General features: G+C 46.6%; 17 protein-coding genes and 6 pseudogenes. 10 read left to right on the forward strand and 13 right to left on the reverse strand.

What is annotated here, in order from left to right:
* Positions 1 to 909: 909 nt before the first annotated feature.
* The 6 genes and pseudogenes from DQX05_RS12690 to DQX05_RS33105 all read left to right on the forward strand — a co-directional run.
* Positions 910 to 2394: an Lsa family ABC-F type ribosomal protection protein gene (locus tag DQX05_RS12690; protein ID WP_119794005.1), complete on the forward strand. Its 1485-nt coding sequence runs from the start codon at positions 910 to 912 to the stop codon at positions 2392 to 2394.
* A gap of 255 nt (positions 2395 to 2649) precedes the next feature.
* A pseudogene (locus tag DQX05_RS12695) lies at positions 2650 to 3560 on the forward strand (radical SAM protein).
* A gap of 342 nt (positions 3561 to 3902) precedes the next feature.
* Positions 3903 to 4646 (forward strand): YheC/YheD family protein, encoded by a 744-nt coding sequence (locus DQX05_RS12700; protein ID WP_119794006.1) that lies wholly within the window; start codon positions 3903 to 3905, stop codon positions 4644 to 4646.
* 666 nt (positions 4647 to 5312) lie between these two features.
* A complete protein-coding gene (locus tag DQX05_RS12710; RefSeq protein WP_006679466.1) occupies positions 5313 to 5771 on the forward strand; it encodes a cupin domain-containing protein in 459 nt (152 codons plus the stop codon).
* 21 nt (positions 5772 to 5792) lie between these two features.
* The gene (locus tag DQX05_RS32000; protein ID WP_259391954.1) at positions 5793 to 5969 is read left to right on the forward strand and encodes a hypothetical protein; all 177 of its coding nucleotides are present in this window, start codon (positions 5793 to 5795) and stop codon (positions 5967 to 5969) included.
* Positions 5970 to 6101: 132 nt separating this feature from the next.
* A pseudogene (locus DQX05_RS33105) lies at positions 6102 to 6170 on the forward strand (GMP synthase (glutamine-hydrolyzing)); the annotation flags it as partial.
* A gap of 53 nt (positions 6171 to 6223) precedes the next feature.
* On the opposite strand, the pseudogene DQX05_RS12725 reads toward DQX05_RS33105, so the two are convergent.
* The 3 genes and pseudogenes from DQX05_RS12725 to DQX05_RS30705 form a co-directional block, all read right to left on the reverse strand.
* Positions 6224 to 7238, reverse strand: a pseudogene (locus DQX05_RS12725) (aminoglycoside phosphotransferase family protein).
* Positions 7235 to 8308 (reverse strand): ribosome small subunit-dependent GTPase A, encoded by a 1074-nt coding sequence (gene rsgA / locus DQX05_RS12730; RefSeq protein WP_119794007.1) that lies wholly within the window; start codon positions 8306 to 8308, stop codon positions 7235 to 7237. The pseudogene DQX05_RS12725 and the gene rsgA overlap by 4 nt, the downstream one beginning before the upstream one ends.
* A gap of 404 nt (positions 8309 to 8712) precedes the next feature.
* Positions 8713 to 8886, reverse strand: coding sequence for a hypothetical protein (locus DQX05_RS30705; protein ID WP_182914728.1), 174 nt, complete (start codon positions 8884 to 8886; stop codon positions 8713 to 8715).
* A 117-nt stretch (positions 8887 to 9003) separates the two neighbouring features.
* Between DQX05_RS30705 and DQX05_RS12735 the strand changes: the two genes are divergently transcribed.
* On the forward strand, positions 9004 to 9441 hold the full coding sequence (locus DQX05_RS12735) for a GNAT family N-acetyltransferase (RefSeq protein WP_119794008.1): 438 nt from the start codon (positions 9004 to 9006) through the stop codon (positions 9439 to 9441).
* A gap of 491 nt (positions 9442 to 9932) precedes the next feature.
* On the opposite strand, the pseudogene DQX05_RS12740 reads toward DQX05_RS12735, so the two are convergent.
* Positions 9933 to 10354, reverse strand: a pseudogene (locus DQX05_RS12740) (tyrosine-type recombinase/integrase); the annotation flags it as partial.
* A 173-nt stretch (positions 10355 to 10527) separates the two neighbouring features.
* Here DQX05_RS12740 and DQX05_RS33110 point away from each other — a divergent pair.
* Positions 10528 to 10749, forward strand: a pseudogene (locus tag DQX05_RS33110) (IS66 family insertion sequence element accessory protein TnpA); the annotation flags it as partial.
* Positions 10743 to 10964, forward strand: coding sequence for an IS66 family insertion sequence element accessory protein TnpB (gene tnpB / locus DQX05_RS33115; protein ID WP_119794009.1), 222 nt, complete (start codon positions 10743 to 10745; stop codon positions 10962 to 10964). The pseudogene DQX05_RS33110 and the gene tnpB, both read left to right, overlap by 7 nt.
* Before the next feature lie 16 nt (positions 10965 to 10980).
* On the opposite strand, the gene DQX05_RS12755 is transcribed toward tnpB, so the two are convergent.
* The gene (locus DQX05_RS12755) at positions 10981 to 11427 is read right to left on the reverse strand and encodes a hypothetical protein (RefSeq protein WP_119794010.1); all 447 of its coding nucleotides are present in this window, start codon (positions 11425 to 11427) and stop codon (positions 10981 to 10983) included.
* A gap of 231 nt (positions 11428 to 11658) precedes the next feature.
* Here DQX05_RS12755 and DQX05_RS12760 point away from each other — a divergent pair.
* A pseudogene (locus tag DQX05_RS12760) lies at positions 11659 to 13009 on the forward strand (IS1380 family transposase).
* Positions 13010 to 14023: 1014 nt separating this feature from the next.
* On the opposite strand, the gene DQX05_RS12765 reads toward DQX05_RS12760, so the two are convergent.
* The 8 genes from DQX05_RS12765 to DQX05_RS12800 all read right to left on the reverse strand — a co-directional run bounded on the left by DQX05_RS12765 (position 14024) and on the right by DQX05_RS12800 (position 20508).
* Positions 14024 to 14311, reverse strand: a complete 288-nt coding sequence (locus DQX05_RS12765) for a hypothetical protein (protein WP_119794011.1) — start codon at positions 14309 to 14311, stop codon at positions 14024 to 14026.
* 4 nt (positions 14312 to 14315) lie between these two features.
* Positions 14316 to 15314, reverse strand: a complete 999-nt coding sequence (locus tag DQX05_RS12770) for a DMT family transporter (RefSeq protein WP_259391955.1) — start codon at positions 15312 to 15314, stop codon at positions 14316 to 14318.
* A 223-nt stretch (positions 15315 to 15537) separates the two neighbouring features.
* Entirely contained in the window at positions 15538 to 16293 is a 756-nt protein-coding gene (locus DQX05_RS12775) for a response regulator transcription factor (protein WP_119794012.1), read from the reverse strand.
* A 4-nt stretch (positions 16294 to 16297) separates the two neighbouring features.
* On the reverse strand, positions 16298 to 17476 hold the full coding sequence (locus tag DQX05_RS12780) for a histidine kinase (RefSeq protein ID WP_119794013.1): 1179 nt from the start codon (positions 17474 to 17476) through the stop codon (positions 16298 to 16300).
* A gap of 241 nt (positions 17477 to 17717) precedes the next feature.
* A complete protein-coding gene (gene eutM / locus DQX05_RS12785; RefSeq protein ID WP_119794014.1) occupies positions 17718 to 17999 on the reverse strand; it encodes an ethanolamine utilization microcompartment protein EutM in 282 nt (93 codons plus the stop codon).
* Between the two features lie 95 nt (positions 18000 to 18094).
* Positions 18095 to 18376, reverse strand: coding sequence for a BMC domain-containing protein (locus DQX05_RS12790; protein ID WP_119794015.1), 282 nt, complete (start codon positions 18374 to 18376; stop codon positions 18095 to 18097).
* Between the two features lie 12 nt (positions 18377 to 18388).
* Complete coding sequence (locus DQX05_RS12795) at positions 18389 to 19036, reverse strand: phosphate propanoyltransferase (protein WP_119794016.1); 648 nt, start codon at positions 19034 to 19036, stop codon at positions 18389 to 18391.
* A complete protein-coding gene (locus DQX05_RS12800) occupies positions 19036 to 20508 on the reverse strand; it encodes an acetaldehyde dehydrogenase (acetylating) (RefSeq protein ID WP_119794017.1) in 1473 nt (490 codons plus the stop codon). Before DQX05_RS12800 ends, DQX05_RS12795 begins: the two co-directional genes overlap by 1 nt.
* Positions 20509 to 20931: the final 423 nt, after the last annotated feature.

Raw genomic sequence — 20931 nt, forward strand, 5'->3', positions numbered from 1 at the left:
CAATCAATAACATGGATAACTAAAAGTGACACAAAAGTACCCTCATAGTTGGAGAAGTTGCCCCCCTCATTAGAGTAACTGTGACACAAAGTTACCATCTTGCTTGGAGGAGAGGCCAAAGCTACCCTCAATAGATTAATTTAGACCAAAATTAAAAGGGGAACTTTGTGTCAAAGTAAACAGAGTGAAGACGCTTGTTATGCGAGATCTATTCGTCTCAACCAGCTTAAACATGGTTTCTGCAAGTAGGGGGGCGATCAGTTTTAGCGTCGGGTTACAGACCTCAGGGGAACGACCGTTCTGCCCCGGCTACACAAATACATCACCAAAACAAAAGTGGTCAACCAGTAAAAACTGGCTGACCTCATCATACGACTGGGAACGATAGTTCAAAGCTGCCGGCGTCGGATCCGGCAGCTTTTGTCGTTTAGGAGGTCGAATATTTCGGGAACGGGTTTCGCTACATGTTCTTGTCCTTTAACGATTTATGTTCTTGTCTGGGCCGAGCAGCGCCGATCGTAATTAATTACGTAAAAGAATAGTTTAACGAGGAAGTCGAGAGAAGACGCCGGCTTATCGAGCAAAGTCGAAGGCTTAAAATCAATGGTGTCTTAATCGAAGAGTTAGTTGCAATGAAATATCTGGTATGTTACTATTGCGCTAACACTTACGATAGGAGTTGAAGAGGATAATGTAAAATTTCTTGCTTACGTTTAAAGAATAAAACAAGTTCTGTTTGTTCTGTTTTATTCTTTATATTGGCAAGAAAGTTACCTTATTCTTTTCACTCAAAAAATATACCCTTATCTGACTCTGCGTAGGGTTGGATTTGCTTTATTTTTTTGAGCTGTGAGAAAGGTCAACTTTCTTGCGGCTCTTTTTTATTTGTGAACCAAGGAGGTTTCTGGAATGTCATTGATCAAGGTAACGAACCTGACGTTTGCCTATGACGGCAGTTACGACAACATTTTTGAGCATGTAAGTTTACAAATCGATACCAACTGGAAATTGGGCTTTACGGGGAGGAACGGCCGGGGCAAGACTACGTTTCTCAATCTGCTGCTCGGCAAGTATGAGTACAGCGGAACGATTTCCTCTAACGTCAGCTTCGAGTATTTCCCGTTCCACGTCGAACACAAGGAAAATTATACATTCGATGTGGTAGCCGACATCTATCCGGACTATGAGCACTGGCAGCTCATGCGCGAATTTTCGCTGCTGAAGTTATCAGAGGATGTGTTGTACCGGCCGTTCGACTCGTTGTCCAATGGAGAACAGACGAAGGTAATGCTGGCGGTCCTGTTTTTGAAGGAAAACAGCTTTTTGCTTATCGACGAGCCGACAAATCATCTGGATCTGCATGCTCGGAAGCTAGTGAGCGATTATTTGAACGACAAGAGCGGTTTTATTTTGGTGTCACATGATCGGGCGTTTCTCGACAATTGTGTGGATCACATTATTTCGATCAATAAGACCAATATCGAAATCCAGAACGGAAATTTTTCAGACTGGTGGGAGAATAAACAAAGACAGGACAATTTCGAACGGGCCGAGAACGAAAAGCTGAGGAAGGACATTAAGAGGCTGTCCGAAGCGGCCAAGCGAACGAGCAACTGGTCGCACGAAGTAGAAAAAACGAAAAACGGCACGCGTAACTCCGGCTCCAAGGTCGACAAAGGATACATCGGTCACAAGGCCGCCAAAATGATGAAGCGATCCAAATCAATCGAGCAAAGACAGCATTCCGCGATCGAGGAACGATCCCAGCTTCTGAGAAACGTCGATAGCTCGGAAAGCCTGAAAATATCGCAGATGACTTATCATAAACACCAATTGGTCGAGCTTGACCGCATTTCGATTCATTACGGAGAGAAGAACGTTTGCCGCGACATCAGCTTTACTGTCGAGCAAGGGGATCGCATCGTGCTTTCCGGTCCGAATGGCTCAGGCAAATCCAGTTTGCTCAAACTGATTTGCGGCGAGGCGATTCCTTATTCAGGCGTGTTTCGAAAAGGGAGCCAGTTGAAAATTTCCTGCGTTTCACAAGATACCTCGCAGTTGCGGGGCAATTTGTCGGAATTCGCCAGATCCAGCGAGATTGACGAAAGCTTATTCAAAGCGATTTTGAGAAAACTCGATTTTTCGCGCTTGCAATTCGAAAAGGACATCGCTTCTTTTAGCGGCGGTCAGAAGAAGAAGGTTCTGATCGCGAAAAGCCTCTGCGAACGCGCTCATTTGCATGTTTGGGATGAACCGCTTAATTTTGTCGACGTCATTTCCAGGATGCAAATCGAAGAACTGCTGCTGGAGCATTCGCCGACTATCCTTTTTGTGGAGCATGACAGCGAGTTTTGTAAACATATCGCGACAAAAATTGTGGAACTGAAAGTGTAACACACTCTAGGAGGATGAAAACGATGATCATTGAGGTTGAGGTTGTAGATGATTATGTGGACCGGTTCCTTCCGGTTGACCCGGTTCACAAAAAAATAAATCTGTTGCCGGAGGCTTACCAATCTATCGACAGATGCACGTAGCGATTATGTCCGCAAGCGCATCGTGTTTTTGCCTGCGTAGTTGGTTAATGACGCATTAAAGCGCCGTTCGACGGTTGCTATTTTGCACTTTCTCCGGCGGTAAGGAGAACACATGACACCAACCTCGAAATATGAAACGATTGGGCAGATCTTGACCGACTTCAAACAGCCTGCGTACCGGTATGGGCAAATTATGGACGCTATTTTCAAACAAAAAATTGCTGAATACGAACGGATCACCATACTGCCTAAATTTTTGCGTGAGGAGTTGGCCCGGACGCTTGGCCCGGACGTCTCCAGCGTTATTCCGGTAAAAGAATTCACATCGCAGCAGGTGAGCAAGGTGTTGTTTGCCATCGGTGGCGGCGAGCGCGTAGAGGCCGTAAGACTTTCCTATAAACAGGGGTGGAAATCGTATTGTATTTCCACTCAGTGCGGCTGCGGGTTCGGGTGCCGCTTTTGCGCCACGGGTACCATCGGCCTGAAACGAAATCTGACCGCCGATGAAATTACCGACCAATTGCTTCACTTTCACTTGAACGGCCACGCCTTGGACAGCGTGTCCTTCATGGGCATGGGGGAGGCGCTCGCCAACCCGCACCTTTTCGATGCGCTGGCGATTTTGACCAACCCGCATCTTTTCAGGTTAGGACATCGAAGAATTACGATTTCCACCATCGGCCTGTTGCCAGGAATCGATAGGTTGACGCGGGAGTTTCCACAGGTCAATCTAACCTTCTCGATGCATTCGCCGTTCGACGATCAACGGAGCGAACTGATGCCGATCAATAAGCGGTTTCCGCTCTGTTGAGGGAAAGGGGATCTTGGGAACATCTCTACCACGTGAACCTAATTCCCTACAATTCGACTGAAGTAACGCCTCAAAGCTACTTGCCATCTGACTCCGAAAGGATTAAAACGTTCGTTCGAACGTTGAAAATAAATGGTGTGAACGTTACGGTCCGAACCCAATTCGGATCGGACATTAATGCGGCATGTGGTCAGTTATACCGAACTGAATAGCCGACGTTTGAACTTTAACATACAATGCCTGCCGCAATGCATTTGCGACAGTTACGAGAAGCGGTTGCCGTGAAGAAGGCAGCCGTTTTCTCTATGTTAAGAGACGCAATAAAAAATTCAGGAAGTCCGTCAAGGGAACGACGTAGTAATTCAAGCACTTAGAAAAGGGACATAGGAGAACAAAAAACTCAGATCAAAAATAGCTTGATGTTTTAAATAAACGAGAAACTATGCCCCACGGCGATGAAGGCATTGCCATTTTTCTGATCATGTATGCGTAATATGGACAAAAGCCGTTATCCAGATAAAGGGGCTAGAATAATGTAGGATGGAGGTGAGTACATGAGACATAAATTCATCAATAGCAAAATGCTAAAAGGAAAGCCCTTGTCACAGGATCACGTCCTATCTCGTCACGTTCCGAAAACCCATTGGTATCATGCTGCGACTCTTACCAAGATGCTCAAATCCTTCCCTGTATTATATATCAAACCCGATAAAGGTTCCTCAGGAACGGGGATTATCCGGGTCAAGAGGCTTAATAATTCCGAAAGCCTGGTTTCATTCGAGGCATCGTCCAAAAAGTACCCCAATACAAAAATCGCATCCGAAGTAGCAAAGAGAATGCACCGCGGAAAAAAGTACATTATCCAGCAAGGGATTCCACTAGCGACCTATCGAAAGAAACCTTTTGATCTGCGGATTGTGCTACAGAAACCATCCAACCAGTGGTTGCTTACCTGGATGAGCGCCAAAGTCGCGCCTAGATCCAATTCCATCGTCACGAATGTGGCAAAGGGAGCTCGCGATGCAAAGATAAAGGAAGTCCTTCGAGGAGCCGACCAACGGCTAAACGTACCCACAGTTCTGAAAGAGTTAAGCGGTGTTTCCTACAAAATCGCACGTAAATTGGGTTCTCGTTTCCCCCTTCGAATCGTCGGATTGGATATGGGGATCGACAAGAAAGGAAAGGCATGGTTTATCGAGGCTAACACGAGACCTAGCTTTCACGGATTACACAAGTTCGATCCTGTGCAGTACCGAAGATATCTTCGTGCAAAGAAGCAGACAGAAGCAAATAGCTGATAAGTTCGTGTAAAAATCAATCAAATTAAGAAAATAATCGACCGCACCGTGACAAAGCAAAGAGTATATGAAGAATAAAAAAAATAGTTCGTTATTTCTATGAGTTCCAACAACGGCTTTTGCACGATTGGAGTAACAGATGATGGCAAAGGATTCAACATTGAAGAATGTTCACAAAATAGTTTAGGTTTATCTATTGTAAATAGCTAGTTAGAGGATAAACTAAAAGGGAGCATGCAATTTGAATCTACAGCGTGTGGAACAACAGACAGTTTCATTCGCGTTTAAAATGTAATAGAGGACTACAAAGGCGTAGTCTTACTAAAGCAAAGAGGCTTAAGGTTATAGCATTCCTACTTGATAGGAAGCGGTATAACTTTAGGCCTCTTTGTGTTTATTCTCTGGTATGGGAGATGAGGAAATGGCAGAAGAATTGTTGTCGTATCCAAACTTTATATCCAGAATATGGCGTCATCGTTTTCCGTTCCGCGTATTGTGATTACGGAGAAAGAAGTCATATAGCGTAGTGAAATTTGTTTCATACCTCTTTTAGCCGAGAACAGAATCGATGTTCAAAAGTGTATCACAGCTGTATTGGTCGCTATGCTCATTGCAAGTAAAATGGTTCCAAAAGTCTGCACCTAAGAAGTAGAGGAGGGTACACCCATGAGTATCGATAAAAAGATGATTGAAGAGATGGTTCGTAAAATTATCATGGAAAAAGTAGGGGCTGATGCTATTGAACAGAACGTTCATAGAGGTCCTGGAGGGATTACTTCTGTTAAAGTGCCAAATATGAAAGTAACAGAAGAGGATCGTCTCGATACAGGCAACCCTAATGATATCGTCTATTGTAAAGATCTTTTTTCGCTAAAGGAAAGTCCAAGACTTGGCTGCGGTATCATGGAGATGAAAGAAACAACCTTTGACTGGACACTTAACTATGATGAAATTGATTATGTGATTGAGGGACATCTGGATGTTATCATTGATGGAACAAAGGTATCAGCTGGTCCAGGTGAAGTGATCCTGATTCCAAAAGGAAGCAAGATTCAATTTTCTGTGCCAGAATATGCACGATTTATCTATGTAACATATCCGGCTAACTGGGCAGAACAAGCGTAACATTTGTCGAGGGACAAGAACATGGTCCCATTGAAAGTCGCTATTTTAGCGGCTTCCCGATTGCAGGGCAAGGGCAGCGCGCAATATTCGTTGTGGGAGGAAGCGGAAGACCTGACGGCGATCCGGTCGATGTTCGAAGAAAACGCGCAGCCGGTCAGATTGATTAGCTGCGCAAGCATTGCAGGGGTACAGCCTTGAAGCTCAAGTCAAAGAGGTTAAGGCAAAATAGCAAAATATCGGCAGGAATCCAGGAAGTTTCCAGCAACGATGACGTACCTCGGAGCTTCCGATGTGACGCCGTAAACGTTTGTCAATTCCACTGTCGATTCACCGACTGGAGTGCCCCGCGTCGTCTACGACATCACGAGCAAGCCGCCGGCGACGATCGAATGGGAGTAATGAAAGAAACTCCGAAAACCATTCAAGGGTTTCTCGGAGTTTCTTTTTTAGAGTCAACCCTGCACAGGGCTGGTCTTCATTTCATAGATTTTTTGGAGCGTATGGACATGCTTCGTCTTCTCGTCATCGTCCTCTGTGTGGAGATACCACTCCACAAGCCTGTATCCGAATACGAGAAGGATCATCTCGTAGACGCAATGATCAGCGATAGGGGATACATCCGCATACTCCGAAAAGCCTTTGTAATACGCGGGGACACATCGCTGATAGTATTCGACCATATGATCGATATCCGCTTCATCCGCAATCAGGCTTGCGAGATCCTCTCCCAAGTAACCCCATCCGGATGTGTCCCAGTCGATGAGCGCGATTTTCCCGTCGGCATAGATCAGGTTGGTCACCCAGAAGTCCCGGTGGCATAGCACGAGGGGCTTTTTCGATGCGGGCGAGTATCTCGTCTGCGTGCTCATCGATGTCGATGAGCATTTGCCGCACGTGCTGCGGCAATTCGCAGTCCTCCGACCGTATATAATCGTAGACGACCGGCCATGACCGGTAATGCAGATACGTATTCTTCATGAGATCTGCATGGCTCAGGTTGGTCAGGCTCTGCAGCACAGCGGGCTGCTCCGCATACAGCTTGCCTTGATAGCGTCCTAACTCCAGCGCAGCCTGTTCATACATGTCACCGGTCAAGTCTAATCCAGTTACGCCATCGATATATTCCAGCCACAGCTGGAACTCATTTTCTTCGGCATTGATCTCGGCGTGATAACATCTCGGCCAGCGGAAAGCATCCGAGAACGTCGATCCCAAGTCAGACGCATAGAGATCATATTCCCGGCGCCATGAACCCGGATCTCCGTAACGCTCCCATTTTTTCTGGATTTTCAGCACGATACGGTACGGCAATTTTTCGCCATCCGCGGTTTCGGCGATCCCCGTTACCAGGGACACATTTCCCACAGTTCCGCCCTGTAACGGCATGGTTTGCCAGTCGGCAGAGATGATATCCTTCTTGAACCTTCGGCTTAAGGCATAGATCAGCGTTTCGAATGTAATATTCATTTCTTCCATCCTCCGTTTTTCTTCGTTTGCTTGCTCCACATGGCGATTGTTTTGTTTCGAACCCTCTTGTCGATGAGGTAGCTCGTTTTATCCTGGACATACTTGTTTTCATGCTGCTGGGCAACATATTGCTCCCACCGTTCACGCGGCAACGAACCGTCGGCAAGCGCGGCGAGAACGGCACAGCCCGGCTCGGCCTCATGGCGGCAATCCGTAAATCGGCATTGCGGGAACCATTCCTCCACATCGGTAAAGCTTGCGCGTATGCCTTCGTCGGCATTAAATAGCCCTAGCTCACGCATACCCGGCGTATCGATGACCATCGTACCGGAGGGGAGCATGAACAGCTGACGGTGCGTTGTCGTATGCCGCCCCCGGCTGTCCACCTCCCGGATCGCCTGAACCTTCATTACGTCCTGTTCCATCAACGAATTGAGCAGAGACGATTTACCGACGCCGGACATGCCGAGAAAGACGACTGTTTTACCAGGCATCAAGTAGGGATCGAGTTCGTTCAGCCCCAGGCCTGTATGACTGCAGATCGCGTGAACCGGCACATCAGGGATGCTTTGTGTGACTTCTGCGAGCGGGAGATTATAGTCTTCAACGAGATCAGCCTTGGTCAGAATGACGACCGGCTGGGCGCCGCTCTGCCTGGCTTGTGTCAGGTACCGTATGATGCGGGTAACCTTGAAATCCCAATTCAGAGAAGAAAGGATAAACACATAGTCAAAGTTGGTTGCAACGACCTGTTCCCGCACGGTTTTGGCATAGCCTGCGGCATGCCCTGAGTAATCCACGCGTGAGAACTTGGAGCGGCGGGGCAGTACCGTAACGATGAGAGAATCTCCGCTCTCGTTGTAGTGCAGCAAGACAAAATCACCGACGCATGGAAAGTCTACACGCGTTTCCGCGCTGTGATAGAACGCCCCTTTGAGCACCGCCGTTACTTCGCCGCGCTCGGTCACGACCGTGAAGCGCTCGCGCCGAAGCTCCGTCACCCTGCCGGGCAATAATCCATCGGGAATTGCTTCTATTTCTGTGTAGCCATAGGTTTTCAAATCCATCATGGTTTTTTGTAAGCTCCTTTAATGTTGTTTTTTGGACGCAAAAATGCCACGGACAAGCAGCCTCTAAAAAGCTGCTATCACGCGGCATCAGGACGCAAAAAGATACGACCTTCATCGTATCCTGCAAACAGCAATATTCACGAAAGGTTACTTTGAATGGCATACCAAATAATACGGGCGTTTTCCCGCTTTTTTCGCGTATGCCTGCTATTCAGTTTTAAGACCAAACCACCATATAAGTAGTTGCCATTAAAACACATCCCCCTTCGTGTCAGGAACTTGCTTATCGCTAAGCTGTCTATAGAATAAGCTCTTTTGGAAAAAAATCAATGCCTGACAGCACAGATTGTATCGGCCTGCTCCATCGATTCTATCGTAGATAAAGAACTCGCGAGCATCACAAGTCAGCGTGAGCGCTTCCTCAAGTTGTTTGAAGGAACGGCGTCGATGACGACCTGTTCTTCGAACGACTCGGCGAGTTGAATGACCGTCAGGAGCGGCTGTTGTCCAGGAGGAACGAGGTCGAGCGCCAACTGGAGGACAGCATTGCGGAGTCCATTCCCCTCCAGGTGCCTCATCGTTTTGTGGCCCCCAAAAGCTCGCAGAAGCCCGCTGGGCAGGATAATGCGATTATTAAACGAAATTATTACTTGAATATTATTTGAATATTGTTGTTTGGGAGAGAGGAAGTTGAAATGAATAAAGATAAATTATGCTTAGAAATAAAAGAAGCAGAAGAATCCCAGTTGAATTTCCTTGTTACTCAGTTTTCACCTGGTAATCCTATGTTTCAGCACAACCGATATGATACACAAAAGAGGGGTGAGGGACTATACTTAATCGCTTGGCATAATAACACCCCTGTTGGCCATTTCTTACTACGATGGAGTGGTCCTAATGATGAGCCTGTAACTAAATTAGTAGATATTACCCATAGCGCTTTCTTAGAAGCTGGGTTATCAGTATATGAATATCGGAGACAAGGTGTTGCAACAGCCATCATCCAAGAAGCCGAACGTTTAGGAAAAGAAAAGGGATGTACTTGTATAGGGTTAGAGGTGGGAATAAATAATCCGAAAGCCAAACGACTTTATGAAAAATTGGGCTATGTAGATTTTTTGCTGACTTATTGAACTAACGGGAAACGATAAAACAACTTTCCAACCACTGGAAACGTTTTAATCAAGGGAGGTAGCTGGAAAACAACGCATTAATATTTTATAACGGAAGAATAAATGATATGTAAAAATGGAGGAATAGTTATGGAGACGAAGGAAGAAAATTTTCCAAATGATAGCACCATGCAATCTAAAACTTAGAAGATAAAGAATTATCGTGGTCGATGTCTCCGGCATTTTCCGGACTGACTGTTTCACAAAACCCGTATTTTGTACATAAGTCAGTCGGTTGAATTTATCTCTATTCTACTTTGTACAGTGACACAAAGTTCCCCTTTTTATTTTGGTCTAAATTAATCTATTGAGGGTAACTTTGGCTATTTTTTTGAGTAATCTTTCAAATTAATCAGAGTTAAGACTCTCCTCCAAGCAAGATGGTAACTTTGTGTCGCAGTGACTCTAATGAGGGCAACTTCTCCAACTATGAGGGCATTTTTGTGTCATTTTTAGTTATCCATTTTATTGATTGCTTCCTTCATGTGATCGTCCGTTAAATGCGTATAAATCATTGTTGTTTGAATTGAAGAATGGCCCAAATGGTTTCTTAGTTTTGGAACATCATTATTCTCTTTGTGATACCGAGTTGTTCTTTATTTCCTCTTCTGATCACACGTATCAGACTTTTCTTTATGTCGAGATCTTCTAGATTGCAACCGGCCACTTCTGATAAACGAAGCCCCGAACCTAATATAAGTGAAACGATGGCCGTATCACGTTCCCGGTTGTGTTGATGAAATCGGTATATCCTTTTATTTTCTTTATGTATTTCACCATAACCATTCGATATAAATTCACGAAAGGAATCAAAATCATCATCTCTTAATATGGTTCCACCTATTCTGTTTGCTACTGTTTCCTGACTTTCTTTATAAGCGTCAAGCCGATCACACCTATCCAAAGGTATACAAATCCGTCACAATGAATCCATCATGCATACGAAAGGATGGACAAATGGAGACGAATTTGCAAGCGTTATGGAAGGAGCGCATTACCGCTTATCAGGCCAGCGGTCAAACGATGAAAGCCTGATGCGAAGAGCATGACCTGACCGTTCATCAATTAAAATACTGGCTTTATAAGGCGAAAAGGCAACCACCAGTTACCTCGGCGAACACTACATTTCGTCCAGTTGCTGTCGCCGGCCGAATCGAAGCAACCGAGTCCCTTCAGATCCAAGTCGGCGTTGCCCGGATCGACGTTCGTCCCGGTTTTGAACCCGGACTGCTTCGTGACGTTGTTGCCGCCCTTACGCCGTTATGCTGAATTTCACCGCTGCTTCACCTGTTTATCTTGCTTGCGGCGCAACAGACATGCGCAAATCGATCGATGGACTGGCCGCGATTGTACAGGAACAATTTGAGCTCAATCCGTTTTCCTCGGCCCTGTTCGTGTTTTGTAACCGCTTACGGATATTCTGGTTTTCCCGGAAACTTCGCCTATCCAAGAATATAATAAGGTCTACTCCATTAGATGAGTAGACCTTATTACATATATCTATAAGTATTTGAGTAATTGAAGGATTTCTTTTTTAAATTCTGCACTTGATGATTTTAATAAGGACGGGACCTCTAAAAAGTGCACAATAAGAGCTCTACTAACTTTGTAAGAGTAGTCTTTTTTATCTCCTGTAAGTAGATCCACGATATCTCTTTTTAACGAATTACTAACTTTCCCCCATAAAAATTCCGATTCTTCCAGGTGTTTATCAATGAATATTTTAACATGATTAATAAAGGGATCATCTTTATGCTGGATAGTAACCCGTAACTGAGTAATCGTTATTTCTTCTGCTTTAAGTGATTGGTTCACATTAACCTGGTTCTTATTTTCAGCGGCACTTACACTCGTTGCCAATACACCAAGACTACTAAATCCAATTACACTTGCTAACGCAATTCCTGTACATTTTTTCACTAGCGATTTTGGTCTTTTTGTTTTCAAAACTATCCCTCCCAATTTGGATGTAATCCTTCTTTCAGGTAAATCTTACCACGAAATAAAATAGGAGGAATATATAATATGTTACGATATTGTTAAAGATTGGAACATTGAAGTATCCCTGAATCCGTGAAACAAAAAACTGAAAAGGTTAGAAAAACAGCCCCCGGTGAAGTAAACTAACGAAAAGGGAAGAATTCCCGTATGTCTTGAATTCACCTGGGAGGTGCACACATGAACCCTATACGTTTTCAACTCGATCAGTCCGTGGAGTGGCTCACCGCTCACTCCGGTTTGGCTCTCATTGGCCTGCTTCTTTCTCATACTCGAATTGCCAAACGTCTCATTCGGTACTCTCTGCCCGGTGCACAGCACCCTACCGTCACTCACCCGGATGTGGTCCTGGCTTATCTTGGATTGCTGTGCCAGGGGAAAAGCGATTTCGACCAGATCGAGCCCTTTCGGGAGGACCGGTTTTTCGCGAAATCCTTAGGCCTGAAACATGTCCCGTCCTCTCCCACTCTTCGGCAGAGGCTGGATTTAGCCGCCGCCCACAGCTACGACTGGCAGACGATTCTGCTCGAAGAGTCGGCGGACTTGCTGCATGCTCTGAACGCACCGCTGACCCCTGTTCAGGTCACACTCCCTGAAGGGAAAACGTTGTCCTGGCTCCCCCTGGACCTGGACGTCTCGCCGTTCGACAATAGTCATACCCGGAAAGAAGGCGTGTCCCTGACGTACAAAAAGGTGGACGGCTATGCGCCGTTTTTTGCCTATCTAGGGCAGGAAGGCTATGGCATCAACGTCAATCTGCGCGAAGGCAGCATGCATGTGCAAAAAGAAGCGGCTGCGTTTCTATCGCACAGTCTGGACTATGCCCGTCGAATCACCGATTCGCCGCTGCTCGTGCGCATGGATGCTGGCAATGATGCGCTCGAGAATTTGAACGTGTGTCTGAACGTTGGATTTTATCGTCAAGCGCAATCTCCGCCGGGAGTCGTCCGAAGAATGGCTGATGATCGCCAGACAGGACGGGATGTGCTGTGAAGAACGGGAAGGCAAACGCGTGTACTTAGGCTCCATGGAATGGACGGACAAGAAGTTGGAACGTCCGATTCACGCCGTGTATCAAGTCATTGAGCGGACGATGGAAGCCGATGGTCAACTCCTGCTGGTGCCTCGAGTAGAAGTACAGGTGTTTTTCACGACACTGACCTGTTCGCCTTGGCAAGTCATTCGGCTCTACCGTGACCATGCCACGAGCGAACAGTTTCACAGCGAACTCAAGACGGATCTGAATTTGGAGCGCCTGCCCTCGGGTAAATTTGCCACAAATGACCTGGTCCTCTGTACAGGTTTGGTTGCGTATAATCTGCTTCGAGCCATTGGGCAAATTTCGCTGCAAGAACCGGATGCTCCGGTGCGAACGAAGGTCAACCGCAGGCGGGTAAAAACAGTCATTGAGAATCTGATCTGGTTAGCTTCGCGCATGGTGGAGCATGCACGGCAAACGAAGCTTCGCTTCAGCAGGCACAGTCCCTGGTTTCCGACGTTTCAGCGCATTTATAGGAGCTTGTCGGGCTGAAAAACAGAGAGCAAATGTTCGGGCAGGGCTTGGTGCAAGGCAAGCTCTGTTTCCCTATGCCTCAAAGGGGACAAATCCACTCTCCCACTATAATTTAATGTTTTCTCTCGTTTTCTCACTTGTTCTTAGATTTTCAACCATCGACCACCTCAATAGATGGGGAAATCGTCTAGCTATGACATAATTTTCTGAAGGAGCCGGTGGCGGGAATAGAGATTGGAATGTAATTTCCAATCTGTGGATGAGTCGTATGACCGCACTCTGGATATCCACGCCATTCCCCGACGACTTACCCTCCCATGTCACGCTGGGTCTTTGCCCTTACATTCCTTCGTTCTGCCTCTCGAGGGGTGGACGCCGTTTCTTGCTCCTCTACTGGGTCGTTGCCCTTATGGAATTAGATCCTTCGGCTGTTCCGTGCTTCAATTGTTGTTGGTTTATATCAGTTCTGTTGAGAAACGTGTTGGGCGGAACCCAGTATACAGAAGGTGCTTTTTTCATTCAAACCTCGAATTCATTCATTACAGGAATGGCTCCTCTTATTATTTATTCTATCTCTAACTAACATTAATATTCTGTGTCACATTATATAAAAGTGTTTTTGTAATACTTAATCTTAGATATTTTACTAACTTAAAGTAATACGGGTTTTGTGTATAAGCCGAACCCGATAAAGATACTACTTGCACTACTTGCCGGCTATGTATTTTCCTGTCCAATCTCTCCCCAATATATCTCTGTTTCATATATATAAAAGCTACTTTACCGTTTTCCTCATATCGTTTAAATAACTTTCTCAATTCTTCCATCGTAGGTCCGATTCCTATGTTTCTCCAAATATCTTACCATGACATGCTGCCGAAGGTTGGCGCCCAAATCAGCGTTTGTATTGATATCCCCTATTAATAGCAAAAAATGGACTATAAAACATAAAGAACTCCCGCGGTACAGTAGTTCACGGGAGTTCGTCTTCAATCTGAACCCGGCCTAAGGCCGGGTTGTATGAGATTGTTCTTAGTTTTGCGTCCACTTTTTAGGCAAATATTTATTGATCGTACGAATTCCCTCATCGTTAATCGCATAGTACATACATAATTCCCCGTTAACATCCAGCTTGTAATGGACCTCGTCAATCAGTCCGTTTGCCTGCAACGACAGCATATGATCCAGAAAGTTTGCTCTTGTAAATTGACGCTCTCCACCGTATTCGCTTTTCAAAGCGTCCATTGCATCATCAATATTTGCTTGCTGAACAGTGGACATGAAAAGCAGCACCCGGGAGCGGATCGGCAACAATGGCATTTACTTACGCCTCCTTCTTTTTGAAGAAATCCATTGGATTCATCGAAACTAAAAGCGCTCCAAGTGTAATGATAATTGCACCGGCAATTATCGTAGGAGTCAACGCATTACCGAGGAAGATAGCTGCAAAGACAACCCCCCACAGCACATAGGTAATGTTAAGCGACATTCCGACAGCAACGCCAACCATATTGTTGGCCATATACCAAGTCAGGAAAGAGATTGCCGTAAACAGGGCCGCAGCCGCGATAATGAGCATAGGCGATACGGAGCCAAGCGCGGAAGCAAAGAGATCCGTCGCGCCGAAGATAGGGATCAGCACGGCAATATAAACGATTCCGGAAACGCCCTCGCGAATGGTAATGGCGATATTGGAATCAAGCATGGACATCCCGAAAGTGGCAAATACGCCTTCCAGTCCCCAGCCAAGTGCGGCCACGAGAGCAAAAATAATGCCTAGTGTGAAATTATCCACTCCACCTTCAGGCTTGACATAGGAAATGAGCGCCGCCCCGATAACACAGATGAACATGCCGAGGGCCACCCGTTTATCAATCTTCTGCTTCAGGAACATTCGAGCGAATATAGCCCCAAACATCGGACACAGCGCCGATATGGGAATAGCCGCCGCTCCGGCCATATCAATCCCAACCAGATAGGCCCCGTTGGCGATCGGGCCGCCAAACACCGCAGCAATTGCGACCATTAACCCCGGTATTGTTACCAGACTGCGGCCGATTTCTTTGACCTTCCCATTCTTTATGTTCCAGATCAGAAGCCAGATCGCCGCCAAAGCATCATTAATCGCAGATGCCACTATGGGCGCCGCAAACGCTCCTACGACCCCCAGATAGGGCTCCTTCATCATGGCGAGGGCAACGACAGTACTGTAAAGGCCGAACGTTAACCCGGAAATCAGTCCGTAAGCGATTCCATTTCTTCGGAAACGACTATTCATCTTTTGTTTCAGCATGCCGGCAGAAGCCACTGCTTCCTTCATCATCCATACACCTCTGTTAAGTAGATTTGTCTTCGTAGATGTATCTTCATTGTATAGTAAAGCGGCCATTGTGCCTGTCACTAACCGTACCTCTTGTTGGACTTCCTGAATCACTTTTTTCTCCAATCTGGTACTATTCGTACTTTTAGGACGACATAATAAAAAAACTCCCACCCGACATTAGTCGGGGGAAGTTTCCTTGATTCTATCTATAGAGAGCGTTTTTTTAACCTCGAACTAGAACGCTTTTTTTGTATTCCTTCGGCGTCATATTCATTTGCTTGTAGAATACCCGGTTGAAATAAGACGGATCGGTAAAACCGCATTCTGTGGAGATGCGATAGGCGGGATACCCGGTAGTCTCAAGAAGCTTGCAGGCATGTGCAATCTTGAGCTTGTTCACATAATCCGTGTAAGTAACGCCGAGCTCCCTTTTGAATATGCGGCTAAAATATTGGGCATTCATGTACACATGACATGCCACCATTTGCAGGGTCAACTTATCTTTGTAATTCTGATGAATATAATCGACGGCTTCTTGAATAAAGCGCTGACATTCTTGAGCTGATTCTTTCTGATAAGTTTCTGTTGCACCACTTTCTTCTGATTGAGCGGCCTTCTCCAGCCCCTTACGAATGATTTGCCGCAATTTTTCCGGCTTGACCGGCTTAAGCAGATATTCGTGTACCTGCAGACTGATTGCCGCCTGTGCAAAGGAGAAATCCGAGCTGGCCGACAAAATCGTCACGCATGCGTTAGGGAGAAAGCTGCGAATTTCCTGTAACGAGGATATTCCATCCATTTCAGGCAGCATGATATCCATAAAAATAATATCCGGTCGATATTGCTTGGCGAGCTTAATCGCTTGCGTACCGGTATCGCAAATAAGAAGCTTATCTTCAGCACCTAGAATTTCCTGCGCGATGGATTGAAGAAATTCCTGTTCTATCGGCTCATCTTCAACAAACATAACTACGCTCATTGCATCACCTCGCAATTGGTTGGGTGGGGATGCGGATGTTAATAGTGCTCCCGCTGTAATCAGATTTCACGATCGATAACCCATACTCTTCTCCGAAATAACGCTTCAAACGGCTATCGGTACTCCGGAAGCCCACGCCGATCTTGCTGTCCGGCTGATGAATGAGCTTTAGTACCTCCGGCGAGAATCCGTTACCGTTGTCTATAACAGAAATGGTGATATCATTTCTGTACTTCTCAGCAATCAGACGAACGGTTCCCCCGTCTCGCTTGGGGGTAATTCCATGAATTACTGCATTTTCCACAATAGGCTGAATCACCATATTCGGAATACGATAAGCCTTTAATTCATTAGGAACAATAATTTCATACTGCAGACGGTTCTTGAAACGCGCCTTTTGTATATACAAATACTTCTCAATGTTATCCATTTCTGATGCGATAGTATGAAGCTGATCATCCTGCTTCACATTGTATCGCAGCAAGTCGGACAGGCAATAAATCAATTCCTCCGTCGTATGGGACTGTTCGAAATAGGCGATGCGGGCAATGGAATTCAAAGTATTGAACAGGAAATGTGGATTGATGACGAGAGACATGTTTTTTGCTTCTAAGTCAATCACTTGCTTCTCCAGTATTTCCTTTTCTGCAGACAGACGATTGATAATCCCTGTGTTGTCCTGCTCGCTTTCGGCGATGTCGAGCGCAATATTCCTTGCGATATGATGGCAAAGCTGCTCGTGAATATCTGCTTTATCCTCGTCAATGGTTGGAAAAGCCGATATCGCCTTCGCGACAACCTCCAAATCCAGCCCCTTCATTTCGGCCAATTCCGCCGTATTAATCAGATACTTCTGAAATTCCCTCTCCTGGGAATACGCCTGCATCCCCGATATGAAGCCAACAACCTCATCTTTGACCATAATGGGCAACAAAAAATTCTCCAGGCCGTAACAGCAAACAAATCTCCCCTGTTCACCGGTATTAAAGCGCTTCAAATAATCCGCGCAAGGTCGCGTAGGATTCTCCCAACAAAAATGCCTGCAGAAATCAGGGGACGGATTGAACTCTAGCAAAACGTCTCCATTGTTATCGTGCAGCAGCAGCGAGAACTTGGATAGAGATAGGATGCCGCTGTATCGTGCGTATACTTTGCTTGCGATCGGACTATTGGTTTTCAGCATAATCTCGTTGCACCCTTTCACCGAAAATGAACGGGAAAATAGATGTTTCATGCTAAATTTTTCACAATATATCATCTCTATTATAGCAATTTTCAACCTGTTTGGAAATAGTACATCCCTCCTCCTCAAAACCCTATTTAGAGAAATGGACCACTACTACAACCGGGATCTCGCAGACAAAAATAAACAGGCCAAAACTCGGTAAAACGAGTTTTGGCCTTTTGCAGAGTATCGAAATAAATTATAGCTTAGCAGCGGGAAGAATGTGTTCCACTTCGCTGTGAGGACGAGGAATCACATGTACCGACACGAGTTCCCCTACACGCTGTGCAGCTGCGGCACCAGCGTCTGTCGCCGCTTTCACCGCTCCTACATCGCCTCGTACCATTACAGTGACAAGTCCGCCACCTACCATCTCTTTACCGATCAAGGTGACATTGGCCGCTTTGACCATAGCGTCCGCTGCTTCGATAGAACCTACCAGACCTTTTGTTTCAATTAAACCCAATGCTTCCGATTTCATGTTACATTCCTCCTAAAAGTTTTGTGAGATTAAAGCGCTAGCTCACCGAACAAAACTTGCTTCGGAAGCATAGGCTTAGTTTATCATTTTTTGAATTATGCCTTTACAGACGGAAGGATGTTCTCCACTTCACTGTGAGGACGAGGAATCACATGTACCGACACGAGTTCCCCTACATTCTTCGCGGCCACGGCGCCGGCATCCGTCGCCGCCTTCACCGCTCCTACATCGCCCCGTACCATCACGGTAACAAGGCCTCCACCTGCCATCTCTTTGCCAATCAGAGTGACATTGGCCGCTTTGACCATAGCGTCCGCTGCTTCGATAGAACCTACCAAACCTTTTGTTTCAACCAAACCAAGAGCTTCTGATCTCATGTTCATTTCCTCCTAGCGATTTTTTATGATTTTGACAACAGACGCCGATGTCAGATCCATCGCGTTAGCCTCTTCAACGTCGATATGACAGTCGAGAGCGGCGTCATTGCTAACTCTGATTGCGACCTGATTGTACCCTCCGCCCCGGAGACCATCAAATTGAATACTGACCATTTCTCCGTCGGTTACGCCAAAGAAAAGGGCATCATCAGGCGTCATATGAATGTGGCGCTGTGCAACCATCAAGCCGCAGGTAATATATACGCTTCCCTTGGGCCCAACCAACGTGACGCCCGGTGTGCCTTCAAGCTCCCCGGACAAGCGCACTGGAGCTTTCGCGCCCAACTTAAAACAGTCTCCACGCATAATTTCTACCTGGGTCTGTTTCCGCACTGGGCCGAGAACCCGCACTTTTTCGATGGCCCCTTTGGGACCGCAGACCGTAACGGTCTCATTACATGCATACTGTCCAGGTTGGGACAAATCACGCATTTTGGATAGCGTATATCCAGCTCCGAAGAGCGTCTCCACATCAGCCTGGGAAAGATGCACATGGCGGTTTGAAATCCCTAAAGGGATGGAGCGCGGCTCCTTTTCCGCCTTGCCAGCACCGGATACAACCTCCATTAACAATGAAAGTACTTGGTCATAGTTCCCCATTAGCTGTCACCGCTTTTCTGCAAAATAGACATCAGCTCATCGACCAGATTCAACAGCAGCGCATCCTCCTGTTGCTTTGGCTGTTGCGGAGAGGGAGCAGAATAAGGGCTTTGTGCTGTACAGTCCTTAATGCCATAAGCCACGCGCTTGATATTAATCAAGTGCTGTGGTCCCACATTATCTGAAGTGGCGCTGCCGCCCCAGGTTCCACATCCCAAAGTGAAGGCCGGAGCAAGCCCGGTGCTTGCGCCCACGCCGCCCTGAGTAGAGCCTGTATTTACCAAAATGCGGAATACAGGTTTTTGTGCAAATTCCATGACCATATCGTGATTCTGCGTATGGATGGAGAAGCTATGGCCTATTCCTCCATTACGCAGTAGTCCAACACTTATATCGCAAGCCTCACGCCAGTCCTGTACGGTGTAAAACGCCAATACCGTAGTAAGCTTTTCATAGGACAGCGGGAATTTCTCTCCCACGCCCTGCTGTTCGCCTAACAGCACCTTGACCCCTGCTGGAATTTGAATACCAGCCGCTTCTGCGATCACCTGAGGTGAACGTCCTACCAGTCTTGAATTCATGGCATGGCCTTTCACAAACAGCTTGGACGCGACTTTAGTCGTTTCCTCCTGATTCATAAAGTAACCGCCCTGACGCTCAAACTCCGCGATTACCTGAGAACGGATGGATTCCTCCACGATAACAGCCTGTTCAGATGCGCAGATTGTACCGTAATCGAAGGTTTTGCTGGCAATGATATTAGCTACTGCTTTTGGAATATCAGCGGTGCGCTCAATATAGGCCGGTACATTACCCGGACCCACCCCCAGCGCCGGCTTACCTGCGCTATAGGCGGATTTCACCATCGCCGAGCCGCCTGTGGCGATAATCATGGCGATTTCATCGCACTTCATCAGTTCCTGCGTCGCCGGCATAGAAGGCTTGGTAACACAGCCAATGATTCCTTCGGGAGCCCCTGCCTCGACAGCGGCAGCGTGCATCAATTCCGCAGCCCGCATGATGGATTTCTTTGCCGAAGGATGCGGCGAAAAGATTATTCCATTACGAGCCTTTATCGCAATAATAGATTTGAAAATCGTAGTGGATGTCGGATTGGTTGATGGAATAATACCCATGAGCAGTCCGACAGGCTCGGCAATCTCTATTAATTGATTCGTCTTGTCCTCGCGGATAACCCCAATCGTTTTCGTATCCCGAATGGATTCATACAGCTCCGTGGAAGCCAGACGGTTTTTGAAGATTTTATCCTCAATCTTGCCAAATCCGGTTTCCTCCACTGCCAGCGCAGCCAGTTCGGCGGCGTTGACCTCCGCTGTCCGCACCATGTTTTGTACAATTCTGTCAATCTGTTCAGCATCGTACCCGGCAAGGATATCAGTGGCCGCTTTGCCTGCACGGGCCAAGTCCCGGGTTTCCTGAATCGATTGCAAGTCATAATCAAAATTTTCCAAGTGAAATATCCCCCTCTCGAATACGGCTTACTGTTGATAATAATGGCGGAACCGCTTGAGCAGTTTCACCTTGTTGGCCTTGGAAATGGTCGTCATGCTCATCCCATACTCAGGACCGCACTCTCTGGCCAGTCGGCGCAGCTTCACGGCTGTCATCGATTCCAGTTGCTCCATTACTTTGTCAAGCCCTGATTCCTTTACCAGCACGTCAATCTGGTGTTTGAATGGACTATCTAGCACTGGCGGATCTTGTTTGTCCGTTTCCGGACTGGCATCTTCTGATGCAAGATCCTGATTCGGATCGACCGCCAGTATAGGGAGGCCTTCTTCGCCACCGCTATCGATTGAGACATCGGGCGCCGAGTCCAGCGGAACATCAAGCGCTGCGTCAAGTGGAATATCAGACACTGCGTCCAGTGGAGC

The organism is Paenibacillus thiaminolyticus (assembly GCF_003591545.1).
GTDB classification, from domain to species: domain Bacteria; phylum Bacillota; class Bacilli; order Paenibacillales; family Paenibacillaceae; genus Paenibacillus_B; species Paenibacillus_B thiaminolyticus_A.

Excerpts from the sequence above, each read along its gene's own strand:
- DQX05_RS12775 (WP_119794012.1), bottom strand. The coding sequence starts at position 16,293 with ATGAGCGTAGTTATGTTTGTTGAAGATGAGCCGATAGAACAGGAATTT.
- DQX05_RS12795 (WP_119794016.1), bottom strand. The coding sequence starts at position 19,036 with ATGGGGAACTATGACCAAGTACTTTCATTGTTAATGGAGGTTGTATCC.
- DQX05_RS12700 (WP_119794006.1), top strand. The coding sequence starts at position 3,903 with ATGAGACATAAATTCATCAATAGCAAAATGCTAAAAGGAAAGCCCTTG.
- DQX05_RS12770 (WP_259391955.1), bottom strand. The coding sequence starts at position 15,314 with ATGATGAAGGAAGCAGTGGCTTCTGCCGGCATGCTGAAACAAAAGATG.
- DQX05_RS12690 (WP_119794005.1), top strand. The coding sequence starts at position 910 with ATGTCATTGATCAAGGTAACGAACCTGACGTTTGCCTATGACGGCAGT.
- DQX05_RS30705 (WP_182914728.1), bottom strand. The coding sequence starts at position 8,886 with ATGAGGCACCTGGAGGGGAATGGACTCCGCAATGCTGTCCTCCAGTTG.
- DQX05_RS12735 (WP_119794008.1), top strand. The coding sequence starts at position 9,004 with ATGAATAAAGATAAATTATGCTTAGAAATAAAAGAAGCAGAAGAATCC.
- DQX05_RS12765 (WP_119794011.1), bottom strand. The coding sequence starts at position 14,311 with ATGCCATTGTTGCCGATCCGCTCCCGGGTGCTGCTTTTCATGTCCACT.
- rsgA (WP_119794007.1), bottom strand. The coding sequence starts at position 8,308 with ATGATGGATTTGAAAACCTATGGCTACACAGAAATAGAAGCAATTCCC.
- tnpB (WP_119794009.1), top strand. The coding sequence starts at position 10,743 with ATGCTGAATTTCACCGCTGCTTCACCTGTTTATCTTGCTTGCGGCGCA.
- DQX05_RS32000 (WP_259391954.1), top strand. The coding sequence starts at position 5,793 with ATGGTCCCATTGAAAGTCGCTATTTTAGCGGCTTCCCGATTGCAGGGC.
- DQX05_RS12790 (WP_119794015.1), bottom strand. The coding sequence starts at position 18,376 with ATGAGATCAGAAGCTCTTGGTTTGGTTGAAACAAAAGGTTTGGTAGGT.
- DQX05_RS12780 (WP_119794013.1), bottom strand. The coding sequence starts at position 17,476 with ATGCTGAAAACCAATAGTCCGATCGCAAGCAAAGTATACGCACGATAC.
- eutM (WP_119794014.1), bottom strand. The coding sequence starts at position 17,999 with ATGAAATCGGAAGCATTGGGTTTAATTGAAACAAAAGGTCTGGTAGGT.
- DQX05_RS12710 (WP_006679466.1), top strand. The coding sequence starts at position 5,313 with ATGAGTATCGATAAAAAGATGATTGAAGAGATGGTTCGTAAAATTATC.